This is a genomic window from Alkalimonas cellulosilytica (genome assembly GCF_036325985.1).
Taxonomy (GTDB): Bacteria; Pseudomonadota; Gammaproteobacteria; order Enterobacterales; family Alteromonadaceae; genus Alkalimonas; species Alkalimonas cellulosilytica.
On the sequence record NZ_JAUHLI010000033.1, the window covers coordinates 1 to 14,506 of the forward strand.

The 14,506-nt window shown below is 50.2% G+C and carries 11 protein-coding genes and 1 pseudogene; 2 read left to right on the plus strand and 10 right to left on the minus strand.

The window, feature by feature from the left end:
* Positions 1-493: WYL domain-containing protein (locus QWY20_RS18095; protein ID WP_330130380.1), on the plus strand; the 493-nt coding region annotated here is incomplete at its 5' end.
* A 6-nt stretch (positions 494-499) separates the two neighbouring features.
* Here QWY20_RS18095 and QWY20_RS18675 read toward each other — a convergent pair.
* The 7 genes and pseudogenes from QWY20_RS18675 to QWY20_RS18135 form a co-directional block, all read right to left on the minus strand.
* Positions 500-1,230 (minus strand): annotated as a pseudogene (locus QWY20_RS18675) (LEM-3-like GIY-YIG domain-containing protein).
* 50 nt (positions 1,231-1,280) lie between these two features.
* Entirely contained in the window at positions 1,281-1,886 is a 606-nt protein-coding gene (locus QWY20_RS18110; RefSeq protein WP_330130383.1) for a hypothetical protein, read from the minus strand.
* An 8-nt stretch (positions 1,887-1,894) separates the two neighbouring features.
* Positions 1,895-2,563 (minus strand): hypothetical protein, encoded by a 669-nt coding sequence (locus QWY20_RS18115; RefSeq protein ID WP_330130384.1) that lies wholly within the window; start codon positions 2,561-2,563, stop codon positions 1,895-1,897.
* A 215-nt stretch (positions 2,564-2,778) separates the two neighbouring features.
* Positions 2,779-5,934: a DEAD/DEAH box helicase gene (locus QWY20_RS18120; RefSeq protein ID WP_330130385.1), complete on the minus strand. Its 3,156-nt coding sequence runs from the start codon at positions 5,932-5,934 to the stop codon at positions 2,779-2,781.
* Complete coding sequence (locus QWY20_RS18125) at positions 5,927-7,741, minus strand: phospholipase D family protein (protein ID WP_330130386.1); 1,815 nt, start codon at positions 7,739-7,741, stop codon at positions 5,927-5,929. Before QWY20_RS18125 ends, QWY20_RS18120 begins: the two co-directional genes overlap by 8 nt.
* The gene (locus tag QWY20_RS18130) at positions 7,735-8,964 is read right to left on the minus strand and encodes a DUF6361 family protein (RefSeq protein WP_330130387.1); all 1,230 of its coding nucleotides are present in this window, start codon (positions 8,962-8,964) and stop codon (positions 7,735-7,737) included. Before QWY20_RS18130 ends, QWY20_RS18125 begins: the two co-directional genes overlap by 7 nt.
* Before the next feature lie 244 nt (positions 8,965-9,208).
* Positions 9,209-11,308: an AAA family ATPase gene (locus QWY20_RS18135; RefSeq protein ID WP_330130388.1), complete on the minus strand. Its 2,100-nt coding sequence runs from the start codon at positions 11,306-11,308 to the stop codon at positions 9,209-9,211.
* A 118-nt stretch (positions 11,309-11,426) separates the two neighbouring features.
* Here QWY20_RS18135 and QWY20_RS18140 point away from each other — a divergent pair, with 118 nt between their 5' ends.
* Positions 11,427-12,443: a helix-turn-helix transcriptional regulator gene (locus QWY20_RS18140; protein ID WP_330130389.1), complete on the plus strand. Its 1,017-nt coding sequence runs from the start codon at positions 11,427-11,429 to the stop codon at positions 12,441-12,443.
* A gap of 59 nt (positions 12,444-12,502) precedes the next feature.
* Here the strand turns inward: QWY20_RS18140 and QWY20_RS18145 are convergent, their stop codons facing one another.
* From QWY20_RS18145 to QWY20_RS18155, 3 genes are all read right to left on the minus strand, one after another.
* Positions 12,503-13,288, minus strand: coding sequence for a PP2C family protein-serine/threonine phosphatase (locus QWY20_RS18145; protein WP_330130390.1), 786 nt, complete (start codon positions 13,286-13,288; stop codon positions 12,503-12,505).
* Between the two features lie 13 nt (positions 13,289-13,301).
* Positions 13,302-14,021 (minus strand): Sir2 family NAD-dependent protein deacetylase, encoded by a 720-nt coding sequence (locus QWY20_RS18150; RefSeq protein WP_330130391.1) that lies wholly within the window; start codon positions 14,019-14,021, stop codon positions 13,302-13,304.
* 25 nt (positions 14,022-14,046) lie between these two features.
* The coding region (locus QWY20_RS18155; RefSeq protein WP_330130392.1) for a hypothetical protein at positions 14,047-14,506 on the minus strand (460 nt) is incomplete at its 5' end.

Genomic DNA, 14,506 nt, shown 5'->3' on the forward strand with positions numbered 1-14,506 from the left:
GGCGGTATTGCGCACCTTGGTGCAAGCTGCTAGGGAAGGGTTAAAAATCGACATGGGCTATGTCTCGCTGACCTCGCCGGATGAAGAAAGCCGCATCATTGCACCACACAGTCTGGTCTGTACCCCACTGCGCTGGCATGTGCGGGCTTACTGCGAAAAGAACCGTGATTTTCGGGATTTTGTGCTAAGCCGCTTTCGCGGGTTCCATGGCGTGGAAGGCAAAGCCGAGCAGTGCCAGCAGGATGACAGCCGCTGGAATACCCTGGTACCAATCGAGCTGATACCCGATACCCGGCTAACCGAGTACCAAAAAGCCATTATTGAAACCGACTACAACATGAACCAAGGCAAGCGCATCATCGAAGTGCGCTCCGCCCTGGTGCCTTATGCCGTGCAGGTACTGAACCTGGATTTGACCAAAATCGATGCTAGGCCAGAGGCTCAGCAGATCATGGTGGCTAATTTAGCTGAGGTGCAGCGGCATGCTTTTTGAATGCCTTTACACATATCGAATGGGGTTCGCGGTACCAAAACGATATTCTTCAGAAATTCTTTTACCTACATACATTTTTTGAACTGACAAAGGAGCTTCACGACCAACAAAACCAACGCGACCAGGCCGTTCAGTACGACTTGGAAAATTATCTGAGGTAGCAGGTAACCATTGTTCCGGCAAAAACGCTCTCTTAATTACACCCTTTTCTGAAGCTAAAACCAACTCAACTTTACTTGCCCTTTCCAAGCTAATTTTCCAAGCATACCTTGTAGCCTCATATATTGGTTGATCAGAAGCAGTTCGGTTTATGCTAATTAATAATACACGATGGTTAAAAAATAGCTGGTTCAGCTAAGTACTCTCGAACAATTTCATCTGCATGCATAGCGCCTCTGTCGCCGCTATCTTCACCAGCAATTAAATTAGTTAACCCTGGATATGCATCAATTAGAGCTGCTTCAACTTCTTTAGCAACGTCAACATCCATACCATGCCTATGGACAACATGGCTAACCTCGAAACCAGCAAGCAGTATTTCACGAATTTGTCTTAGCTTATCTCCGACTTCATCTGAATCTTTTCCAAGCTCATCGCGAATGTGTGAAAATAAGCGATTACCAACACCACGTCCAATGTAAAAATGTTTCTCCACTCCTTGGATCAATAAGGCGATAAACATAATTTCTCAGTTTATTAATTACTTCCGGTGGAAAACTATCGATGGCATGCTCCATGTAAATCAAATAAGAGTAATTAGACAGAATTTAACAATAAAAATAATTTGCTATAAACTCAAATCACATCTGCATAAAACGAATATGTCACCAGAAATAATATTGTAAGGCCTTGATGCGTTAGACGATTGAACGCTATCGACTCGGATCAGGTCAAAGCTTATAAATTCGCTTTCGCCACTAGAGTCAAAAAAACGCACTCCATTTTCATCTGAGTTCGTAATAACTGACCAGTGAGCGTAATCATCATACCCACAGTTATAGTCGTATCCGATAATACAAACTGTGCCTGCTTTACTGTTAGCACTTTTAATAATTTCTAAAACTTCCTTTCTCGTAGGCTTTTTATTTAACTGCCAGAATGGTATTTTCATTACAAAATTATACTCACGTCCTGAGTAATTATTTGTGAAATAAAAATTTTCGTGCAGGTAACTAATCACCCGACTTAATGTATTCTTTATCGACCCTCTTCTTGTTCCATTAACGAAACTCATTGGATCACCATCCAGTAGATAAGCTTTTAAGACTTGTGTAAATAGCTCATCTGCTGATAACTCAGGCTCTAAGCTCCGAATAGCATTTACTATCGCATAAAACCCACAAGCTCCATCTAATTCGCCTTGCTTGGAAGGCTTTATTCTTTTACTAGACATATTTACTCCTATAAAACCGTATAAATCGCCTCACCCCATAACTGCTGATGCGCAGACATCATCAACGCAATAATCAGTGGGATGAGGTGTTGCAAAAGATTGCAGGCATCTTTTAATTGTTCGCGATTTACGCTGCTGTTGTGCGTGGCACCACCGTGGATGAGTTGATTGCGAAGTGTGTAAAGCCGCGTAAAGATGCAACCAAGAGCCAGTGGCACATTCTTCTCTGCCAGCGCTTTGTTCAAAGCTGCTTTTGAGGCTTTAAAGCTTTGTAGCCACTCGTCTTCGCTAAGCCGGCCGCGTTGAAAGTCCCAAAACGGCCGGTACACATAACGGTTGTCCATCAGTAAACGAATGCTGCTGCTAAATTGCTGCCAGATGAGGTCATAGAGTTGATTTGCAGTATCAAGATCAGCAATTTTACCCAGAAACGCCTGAAAGCTTTGCTCTTCGGCCATGCGCTCGCCATCCGCAAATTCGTTGGCATAAGCGGCATTAAAGCTGATCCAGTAAAAAATAAACTCGGCATCATGGTCTTTAGCCACTCTTGCCTGCTCTGCTTTTTGCAGCCAGCTAAGCGCCCGATGCACCCTGAGTGATAAATTCAATGGATAAAATGCACGCTCTTCCCGATGTCGGGTTTTTAATTCCTCGTAGCTTAACTCCTTTACTGGCATGTTATTTTTGCTCCGTCCTTTTAGCCTGTGCCTATTATTGCCATAGAGCTTAGAACAATGGCAAGCTTTTATCCTGCGAAGTCCTACTTAAAATAAGGTACTTCGCTTTCATTATTTAGAGTTTTGTTAATTCGGATTAATCTCATGACACCATAACATCCGCTAGTCATATAGAGGCGTAACTTAAACAAACCGATAATAAAGCAAATAAACTCTTATGGTGGCGTGAGTGAAATTAACCAGTCGGCTATATTCTCTGACTCATAAGTACCATTTTGACCAAGGCTAAAGAGCAGATCCTCCTGACGAGGTTGACCGAAAACCATCCGATACAGGGCTAAACCTTGTTTAAGTTTTTTGAGCTTACCAACTTCCTTGCTAAAAGGTAGTATAGGAATACGCCGCTCAATCCGAGCAGGACCTTCCAATATCCAGTACGGAATGAGGTCGGAATGTTCATCGGCTTTTTGCTGGGATACTATTTTGAACAATTCCTGCCAAGGATCACCAGTTTTAAATGTCTCCGGAAGTGCATTCAAACCATATTGCGCAGCAACATTCTTTCTGACCGCATGGCCCTTATAACGATGAACTCGGCCTTCGCGTTGTTCAAGATCAACGGGATTGGAAGGCAGGTTCCAATGGACCACGGCATGGCACCAAGTGTGGAAGTCCAACCCTTCCTGACCAATTGATGTCGATGCTAGAACGAAAGGACGAAACGGAGAGTTGAAGGCGTCTCGTACCGAGTCTGCGCGAACGAGAGCCTGGTTATTGTCGTCTCGAATATCCCCGAACCGGAGCGCGAAACGACAGCGGGTGTTAAAATCAACAAGGGCAAAGCCGTCGCCCGATATCTTTATTTCGTCGATTCGAATCTGAGCGGTTCGCAGTGACAACACTGACTGGATGCATTCGGCTATGCTAGCTACCAGTCTTTCCGGTGCGTGCTCTTGGAGACCCAAAGACTCCCGAAGGACGTGCACATATTCATCGAGCACCGATTGGATATTGCCGTCGATACCGTACTGAAGCGTCAACCGCCAATAAGTGTCCTCGCCAGTACCTCGTAGCATCGCAATGGTCTCCGGCATGTTGAAAAGAGATCGAAAACCGGATGCAATTCTGGCTGCGGCTGACAAAAGATTCGAATCGTCCGCTTCGAGCCCGGCACCGACACGGCGTAGCGCTCGAAGGGCACACACGCCAGGGCCGGCAAGCGCTAAATCGCAAAGCACATCCACTAGATCGCCCGGTTGAGGACCGAGAGGAATGTTGCCCTCAGCCATGCTAACCAGTAGGTCGATGTGATCTTTGAAGTGGGTACCAAATTCATGGTCCGGCGTAGCGGACGTCCATCCCGAATGGCTCTTACACCAGTCTAACAATCCATTCTGGGAATCAAGAAGAATGGGGGCTGCCCAATACCAGCGCTTATCAGCCCGAGCTCCTTCCTCTCCAGCAGGCAGAGTCTCGACCAAACCGCGGCAAACAGTCTTGACCTCGTCCCTCAGTTCCTGGGCGCTCAGTGGCCTGCTTCCACGGCGCCGAGCAATCTCAAGCGGATCTATCTTGGTGACAAGGGTTGGAGACGGTAGCAACCAAGCGATAACCGGCATACCCGTTAAGCGATTGTCGTTTGAAGCCACAGCAAACCGCAGTAATGGCTTAATCTTGTCATAGAGTTCGCTGTGGGAAACCGAGGAGCCGGCTATCATCTTCCGTTCAGCTTCGTAGGAGCAGATCGATGCAATCGCGTCGGGTACAGCGCTCCATGAGGAAAACACAAGGGCCTTGGTCAAGCCATCTTTCTCACGGAATACGCCACCAGGCTCGATATACGGCATGGATGGCGGCATCCATAAAAGCTGCCACATGCCCTTATCAATCGTATCCTCAAAGAGTACGCGCATCCTCGGATTGGCAGGGTCTAGAGCTTGATAACCTTCTAGTTTGCCCTTCGTCAGCAACTGTCCGTGTGCCGAAGTAAGAATCTCTCGAAGCGCATTTGAAGGAGCATTCAACTGGACATCTAGTTTATGTCGCAGTTCATAATGTTTCAAAAAGTTGATCAAGTAAGGCGCAGACTTCCAATATTCAATGGGTTCCCCAGCCTTAACGCAGAGTGCCACTGCGTCAACGGTCGCGGCGTGCTGAAGATCCGCTGGCGTGAGGGGAGCCCTCCGCTCGATCTCGGTCAGCATTGAGTTGTGATCACGAGTCGTCGCGACTCGCTCCGTGCGACACATGACGCTCAGGAGCGCGCGTTCAAGCTTGGCCTTTTTCCCCATATGACCTACGGAGCCCTTTGCGCAGACGTGGAGTGTTGTTCGATGCTCTGACAAGAGACTTTTCACTGCATCGACCTTGCCTGAATCATTGAAGAGGAAGCTCAGTGTCCTGATGAAATCTGGATAGTGGTCGTCTTCGTCATTCTCCTGGTCGAGCGTGAACATTTTGTAGGGCGTTGCGGACAGCAGGAGAACTCGAACGCCGGGACGTTCAAAGAGCGCGGTCGCCAGCATGGAGGCTTCATCATCGCCATCCAACAGGTGCTTGAATCGTTGGAATTCATCAAGGATGACCAAATCGGGCTCAAGCGCGGAAAGGCACACTGATGCCAGCTTGCTTCTGAGTTTTCCGATCAGGTCGTAGCGAAGCTGAGAGTCCTCCCAAGGAATTCTGCTGCAGTCCCGGTATCGGGCAAATTTTTCACATCCTTCCTTCAAGGCCGCATACAGTTCGGCATCCTCAAGGACAGCCCGGCGAAAGGCCTTGGAAAGGTCTGTGTCCAGATCCTCTGCCAGGAGGTTTTTGGCCTTGGCTCGCCAGTTATCCTTACCTGCTGTCGCCTGAAGAATGTTGAGGAGACCAACGCGCAGCCGTCTACGCCGTTCATTTTGCGCCAGGGGCAAGTCGTACAGCATCCGATAGAGAATCACCCGCTCGTCGGCATGCCCGCCTCGACTGCGGGCATGATCGAAGGCTGTGCCGGGAGTCAGGCTGATGAAATTTACCTTATTCTTTCGCAGCGAACGTACTTGCCTGGGCAGGTAAGTCAGCCGCGTGGCGATTGAAAAACCATCGGTGTCGCTAACATTGAGCCGATTAACATTCTGGGTTGCGATGGCGGCATTGGAGCAGATGTAGATCACATCGACCCGATCCACATCGTCCTGAAGGTGCTCCAAGGTCTTGGCGATGATACCTCGGGCGACAAGCGTTTTCCCGAGTCCAACTTCATCGGCGATCAGAAAACGGGAAGTTGGGTCACTGCCATAGAGCCGCTTAAAGGCGTACTCCACGGTCTTCCTCTGGAAATCTTTCAGACCGGCCAAGGCGGGGGCTGATAAAAAGCGGTTGCTATGCATCACGCCCTCCAATAGCCGATTCAAAAACTTTCCAGAGGTTCAAAAAATCCTCGGGGATAATCGCATTCTGGCTTCCCTGGGACAGATCACGAACCAGCACCGAGATTTCCGATAGTCGCTCCGGGTGTCGGCTGTAAGTGCGGGTCAGCTCTTCCAATAGCGGGATATCTTCACCGCCGGCCAACTGGGCCAACCATTTGGCGAACCCGGAGCCACTTCCTGGATCAAGTCCGGATACATTAGCATCGCCCAGCAAAAGCAGGAGATAACGCAGAAATCCCTCCTGATTACTGATCACGGTTTGCAGGATGGCAGAGTTGCGTTCTTCTGGAACGCCGGTAACGGGAATATTCAGTACAAACCGGGCCGAAACGTCCGGATGATTGGTCTTAAGTTCAAACGCGATGAGGCCCGTTACAGAAGAGGCGGAGAACTCTCCGAGTCCGATCCCACCGTGAGCGTCGCCGTCTAGGAAATCCACCGCGAAGTCCCGAGTAACGGTTATCGGCCATGCTGTAGCAATGACGATCCCCTCAAGGGCTGGAATTTCTCCCGTCAACAGCAATGACCACAGGCCGTCCTTCGATCCCGGACGGCATTCGATGGCCAGAACTGTTTCAGCTATAAGGGAGCGTGCCCGTTCAAAGGATTGCTCAGCCGCTTGCCGGAGCGCATCAATACTTCCTTCTTTGCTCGTGTCAAAGTCGACAAGATATTCACCTAATCCGTCAGCGCCAAGAAGCTCGTCAATGCCGCCAACTCTGCTCTTCCGGCCAACTAGCCCGACCAGAATCTCGACATTCTTCGAGGCATTCAGCGCCGCGTTGGTTGCATTCGCAGACCCCATGATCACATGGGTGTAGTCTGAATAGTACTTGGTCTCAAACAGATAGACCTTTGCATGGAGGCCGCTTGCAAGCGGTTGTTCGATGGCATCGTCTTCCTCGCCATCCTCGGTTTCCGCCGCGTCGTCCAGATGAAGATATTGCGTGAAGAGCTCGAGAGTCTCCTTCTTCAGGGCTGATAATGACTCCGGACGTGAGATAATAGCATCAGCGGCCTTGGTGTTTCTCGTCAATGCTCGCAGGGCCTCATCAGAACAGAACGGCGAAATGACGGCCATCCGATTCGCCATGGGAGGATCCCAGTCATACGCTTTCGTTCCCGGAAGATAGAAGGTCAGCTCGTCAAAGCCGTCAGGGAGTTCCCACTGGACTCGATGCAACTCGTCCGCGAATCTGAGGGCTTGTTCATTCCTGCCAGGCTCTGTTTTTCCGGTGGCCAGATCAGGAAGCGTTTTGAAAAAATGAACCAGCGGTTTATTTGATTTGGACTTCCGGCCTGCAATAGTCCCTTCGAGCTGAAGTGACAGGTCCCAGGACTGATCGGTGGTCATATTCCTCGTCAGGACCACAAGACGATACATTGAGTTGCTTTGATCCGGGCTGACAAAACGGATTGCCCAGACTTTCGGATGGAAAACGCCTCCGCCAGGGGCAGTTACCTCGACAACCATTTCCTCAAGAAACCCAAACAAGGGGTTGGGTTTGGCAATCTGGGGCACCTGAATCCGCCCCCGTTGCACATAAACGGTGATGCGTTTCGAGTACCTGCGGATGGCCTCAAGCACAGCCAACGGGTCAGGATCGGTCTGACCATCCGCTGCCATTAACGCCAGATAGACAGGAGCCTCAAGCAGCAGGGCTGGGTCCATCGAAAAGGTAGTCGCAACAGCCTCGTCAAACATCATCCCCGGCGGTGGCGTCAGTGCAGTGGTATAAAGGCTCCGGGAGTTTGGGTTTAGCATTGCTTATCCCGGTTCATTCCTTGAGACAGGTCATTTAAAAGCACCTTCACATTCGGCCAACGATAAACGAGTCTTCCTACGCCGGAGTACCCGCCCCACTGCTCGAGCGCCCGCTGGTTCCTGAATCGGGAACGCGTACCCTTGAGTTTCATTTCCCTTCTTCTGACCAAGGTGAGCGCATCTACGTTAGAAAGGAGGTCATTGGGGGACCTCCGGGTATGGTCGATCCACTGCTGAACAAAAGATCTCGTTTGCGCGGTGATGGTGTGACCATGATCCATGGTCAACTCCCAGAGTCGGCTCACCGACCAGGCGCGAATTTCTTCCAAAGGAAGATTTGCTGTCCATTCATCGAAACGTACCTGATGCTCAGCGGCAAGGTCTTCATGGTTTCGAAGCCTAGCGAGCTGAACATTGTACGAGAGCGCAGCTCCATGCATCACCTCCGAGAATAGCCTTGCATGGGTCAGGAGTTCTTTATGTTGTTCAGAAAAACTGCCGTAGTCAGGATGCTCCCATGGCGCTTGGCTGTCGGCGGGTTCGCAGTGCAATGCCAAGAACGAGAGGAGACTTTTGGGACAAGCAACCTGGATGCGATCCCGAATAAATTCGGCTTCTTCCCTGGATAAAGCGAAGTTCAACGCCCCCGGAAAGTCTTCCGGAGGTGCTGGCAATCGAGGATGCCAACTGAGCGTAGCCATCCGCTGCTCAACGTCGATGTCGTCTCCCCGTGCCTTTGCGTCTTTCTCAAGAGCCTTCAGGGTATTCCGGCGACGGTATGTCTCGTCGATGCGCCTGTGATATTCGTCCTGCGAGAATGGCGTAATGCGTATTCCCCAGACACCGAGACCGGCCCAGTAGACGGAGCTGGGCAAACGTTTGAGCCTTTTACCCGCGGTCTTACCAAATACGCCAGCCTGGTCATCGGAATCCATCAATGGCTGAACCAGGTCTCTTTCCAGCTTGTCAGCCTGAATCGCAAAACTCTCTGCAGGTAGCCGCTGTTCTTCCATCGAATGGTAAATCCATGGCACGAAAAGCATGTAGCGGAGGCGAGTCTGGATTGTGCTTGTTCCCGGGAATAGCTGATCGGCAAAGCTGTCACGCACAGAACCGAGCCCTAGCTCGTCACGACTCTCCTTTTCCTGGAAAAGGGAAAGGATGCGGAGTGTTTTGTCTCTAGCTTTTGAGTCTAGATCTATCCATGAAATAGTTGAAGGCACTTACCTATTCTCCACTATAATTCAGGTTAGCTAACAATATCCGAGGTTTAAAAACTCTCATGGGTTAATACTTCGTAGCTTAACTCCTTTATTGGCATGGTATTTTGCTCCGTCCTTTTAGCCTGTGCCTATTATTGCCATAGAGCTTAGACCAATGGCAAGCTTTTATCCTGCGAAACGCTTTGCATAGCGCAAGGTGCTTCGCTTGGATAACAACGACTGCTGGCAAATGCAGCCGACTTGCTCATTGCGTGGTAACAAAGCCAATTGGCCTTGAAACTTCATCGTCTTTCAGCTCGCACTCTGCCAAAAGAGCCTGGGTCAGCTCACGCGCATGCTGCATGGGTGCAAAGCGCTGCCTTCTGGCAATGGCGGCAAAATCTCCAGGTGTTAATTTACTAAGCTTTGTGGCTTTATCCAGCGCAATTTTGCATTGGGTTAGGCCCATTTTCTTGCTGTAACGCCTGAACAGGGGTGCAATCTGCTGTGGCCTGAGGTAACCAAAGCAGGCTTTTAAATCAAAACGACGCAATGCGGCTTTATCCAGATTGTGCATCAAGTTGGTGCTGGCAATGAAAATGCCTTCGAAGGCTTCCATTTGTGTCAGCATTTCATTCACGCCAGTGATCTCCCAGCTGTTTCTGGCCCGGCTGCGCTCTTGCAAGAAGCTGTCGACTTCATCCATCAGCAAAATGCTGTTATTAGCAGTGGCTTCGGCAAAAGCCTCGGCGATGGCTTTCTCGGTGGCGCCAACCCAACAGGAAATCAGATCGGAGCCTCTTTTTACCAGCAATTCTTTGCCCATGGTTTTGGCCAGGTAGTGGCCAAAAGCGGTTTTGCCGGTGCCCGGCGGGCCATACAAACACAAACGCCCAGTACCAGCTTGCTGCAATCCTTGTGTTAATTGGGTGAGGTCGCAATCAGCTTGGGTCAGTGCTGGATCATACAAGGCCGAACATACCGAAGAAGCCCCCTTCTCAACTTTACACCCTTGCGCTTTCAGGGTCGCTTCAGTTAACTGCCGAAACTGCTGTTTAGCGGTATCGAGAGAGCCACTGCCAAGCAGGCGCACCACTTTGCTGGCCCGCGTAATCACCCCAGGCGACAGCTGTTGATGCTGGGTTAATGCTAAGGCCTCAGCCTTGTTGAGTAACCCATGACTTGCTTGCTGTAAAATGGCTGCCCGCTGCTTGGCCGGCGGCACCGGGATTTCAATGACCATATCGAAGCGACGAATATAGGCTGGGTCTATCTGGCCAATATGGTTGCTAAGCCAGAAAGTTGGCACCTGGTTCGTTTCCAGGAACTCGTTAATCCAGGCTTTGTTCTTGTGTTTCGATGGCAAAAACGAGTGCTGCTGAAATACATCTTCAATCTCATCAAAAAGCAGCAAGTTATTACCGCTTGCTAAAAACAGCTGTGCCGCCTTAGCCAGGAAAAAGCGCTTTTCTCCATCCACAGGATCGCCATCCTCATCTGAGCAGCTGACTTCAAATAAGCTCGCATTGACGGCTTTGGCCATGACTTTGCTGAGCTCAGTTTTACCTGTACCCGGCGGACCATACAGTAAAATATTGACGCCTTTTAATTGATGCGCTAGGGCTTGTTTCAGGTACTTTTTCAACATAGGCACGGAGTGACCAAGATGATGATAGGATTTTTCTGTTAACTCTGCCGTTGCCGCTGGCTTGATCAGATCGCGCAATAGATCCATTGGCTCTTTCAGTGGCGTGGTCATGCGTTGTGGCAAGTAACAACTTGCAAAGGAAAAGTGGTGATGAAAGCACTCAATACCACGACTGGCAATGCGAACCAAGCCAGAGGTTTGTATGCGACCATCACTGGATAGCGCTTCTTGCACCGAAGACACAGGTAAGTTTAAGGCGTCTGCAATCAGGTAAGCCAACTGATAGCTGTGCAGTTCTCCAAATGCTTCCAGCACTTCTCGCAGAGCTGCATTGGTTTGAACCAACACGATGAAAGTAAAAACAGCTTGTTCCGTGGCATTAAAGCCTGACACCTTAGCAATAGCTTCCATATTGCGAGCTATCACCGGCGGCATAGCAATGGGTGTGCTTTGTGCAAATTTTCGAAACTCTTCTTTTAGCAGCACACGCGCCTTAGCAACAGAACTCATTTCTATCTGTTCTGAATCAATATTAAGGGCCTCTGCTACCGAGTCCGGTAGATAGCCTCGCCGTCCAGCAAGCATTTTTTGCACGCCGTTCATGCTAAGCAGAATACGAAATACCCAGTGCTTAACCATGGATGGGACTTGCAATTCATTGGCTAGATCCGATGTGGGCTTTTCCACCCTGGATACTTGCTTAGGCTTTACAGGCATTGCATCAACTCCTCTTCGCTTAATATGGGTAGTTTAATGCTGCATCGCGACACCATACGTCGCGATTAAATGCTATCCTTCAGGACATGAGTTCCCCTTAAACCCACTGGAAATCCATATGTCTTCTGTAAAAAGCGCACCGACCATCAGCCGGCACTGGGAGCTGTTAAAGCTACTGCCAAGCAGAGCTCCCGGAGCTGAAGCAAAGCACTTAACCGCACAGCTCGTGGATCGCGGTTTTGCCGTCACCAAACGCACGGTTGAGCGCGATTTGCAGATGCTCTCTGGCATTTTCCCACTGCAATGCAACGACAAAGGCACGCCCTTTGGTTGGTATTGGATGCAAGATACCGCGCTGGATTTACCGGGGATCAGCCTGATGGATGCACTCAGTCTGCAGTTGGTTGAGCAAAGTCTGCGTTTTGTGGTGCCCACCTCCATGCTGCAGCCGCTGACCTCACGCTTTATGCAGGCGCACAATAAGCTACGTGCACTGCAGGAGGATGCACCTGGGGCGGCCTGGTTGGATAAGGTGGCGGTGGTTGAACCCGGGATGGCACTGCTGCCGCCGGCGGTTGATGCTGTCTTACTGGAAAGTATTCAGGAAGCACTGCTTCGCGATAAACAGCTGGATGCACAGTATATGTCGCCGCACCACAATGCACCTAAGTCTTATAGGCTGAATCCCCTGGCATTGGTACAGCGCGGTGCCGTCAGTTACCTGATTGCCAGCTGTGTTCCCTACCATGATCCGCTGCGCTTTGTGTTGCATCGTTTTAAATCGGCAACCTTGTGTGACGAAGCGGCCATTCGCCCTGCAGACTTTAAGTTGCAAAATTATCTTGCCAGCGGCGCCATGCAATTTAGTGAGGGCGAGCAAATTAAGCTGGAAGCGCAGGTGCGTGGCGACTTGGTAACTCTGCTGCAGGAAACTCCGTTATCGCATGATATGATACTGCAGCCATGCCAAGATGAAAGCTACCGGCTTACCGCTACCGTGTTTAGTGGCATCCAGCTGGATTTATGGCTGATGATGCAAAGCAGTTCGCTTACAGTCATAGCACCCGCATCGCTGCGCGAGCGGGTGATTAAGCGGCTGAGTAAGGCCATGCAGCAGTATCAAAGCACGGTGTAGGAGTTAGATAGCGGCTTGGCCAAGCCAGCTACCAGTAAGTTGGGGAGCTCCCTTAGCGCTTAACCAGCCAAGCGTAACCAAAGCAAACTGGCATTATCAGGTGCGCTGCGATCTAACAATCGCTTCCTTACCTGCTCTAAAGCGAATGTCATACTGCTTTGCTGCATCATCTCGCTTAGCTCCTCTGTGCTAATCACATCATGCACGCCGTCGCTGGTTAATAAGAATTCATCTTTAGCGGCCACAGCGCCATCGGTAAACGCGATGGTAAAGTCAGCTTCGTCGTTATCGGCGGCTAAATAACTGGTAAGTGCCTGGTAGCATTGTGCCAGATTGCTTTGCTGTTTCAGCTCAGGCGAGTCGTTTTGAAAAGTATGATCGATGCTTAATTGCAGCAACTGCCCCTGGCGTAACCGCCAAACCCGGCTATTACCGGCATTAATGGCAACGAAGCGTGATTTGCTCAGCGCCAGGGCCGCTATAGTTGTTGCTGCTCCAAAACTTTGCCGTTTAGTGCCCAGAGATTCAGAGAGATACAGCTGGGCAGCCCTGAGGTGTTTGCTCGAGAAAGGCTCTTTTTGCCACTGCTGAATTAAATTATTAACCACCACGCGACTGGCTTTCGCTGCAGCGGGGTTGGAGGATACTCCGTCTGCCACCAATAATAGCGTCTCACTATCAGCTAAATCAATACAATCGGAGAACTCCTGTTGCTGTATTGACTGTTGCTGCACTCGACACTGCACAGCAGAACCAGTGCAATAACCGATAGCATCTTGTTGCTGCAGCTTGCCACCTATGGCATTAAAGCCGCTAAGTTGCAGTAGGGCTAAATGAGCTTGCATTCGGATCTCCCGGCTACACGAATTTTGTTGGATTTATGGCTGCCATACCAAGCCAGCTAGCAACCAGTTTCGGGACTTCGGTGGCTGCTTTGCCCTGCAGGAAGCGGTACTCACTGATAAAATCCGGTGACTCCAGATTAATCAGTACTTTTTCCGCCTTGTGGTGGGCGTAAGAGAGCAAGGAAGCAGCCGGATAGACTTGCAATGAGGAGCCCACCACCAGAATTTTATCGGCACTTTCCACCTCTTCTATCGCCGTTATCATGGCCGGTACCTCTTCACCAAACCAAACAATGTTTGGGCGAAGGGCGGAGCCATCGGCTGCGGTGTCATGCTCGGTTAACTCGACATCGCCGATGTACTCCACCAGTTCTGGGTTGCGGCTGCTGCGAGCTTCGCAGAGTTTGCCGTGCAAATGAATGACCTTTGTGGAGCCGGCTCGTTCATGCAAATCATCCACATTCTGCGTAATCACCACCACCTGATAGTGCTGCTCCAAACTGGCAATGGCAAGGTGAGCCGCATTCGGGCAGGCTGCAGCGGCTTGTTTTCGCAGTGCATTGTAAAAACGATGCACCAGCTCCGGGTTGGCAGCAAAAGCCTCTGGCGTGGCCAGCTCTTCAACCGCGTATTTTTGCCACAAACCATCGGCATCCCGAAAGATGGCCAGGCCGCTCTCGGCGCTGATACCCGCGCCGCTTATCACAACGATTTTTTCTTTTTTAGATTGCATGGCTTTTCCGGCGATCTTCTTAGATTTACTCTTTGTTTTTTGCTGTCGGCTGCAACCACGACAAATACGCTTCGTACAAGGCCAGCCGGCTTTGTTCACAGGCTAAGTGCAAGGGCAAGTACTCCCCCAAGAACACTGGCTTGCCCAATCCCACCACTGGATAAGCCAGCTCTTCACCATTGACTACTGGTAGGTCCAACAGGCTTTCACTCAGGTAATCGATAAAGTCGTTCTGCGTCATGGCCGGCTCAGTTCTTAACTCCGCATCGTAGGGAAGCTCATCCATATCGCATGCGACGAAAAGATACGACATGGCAGCCTTTATGGCATGATGATCCCACAGCCGGTAGCGCATATACTCTTTGGCATACCAGTTCGCCGCATGCTCCCATAACTGCTCCCACTCTAAGCCTATTGCAGGATAATACACCTGTTCGCGCAGCTCGGCCTCACTAAGATAACGCAGCTCGCCATTGTTGAGGCAA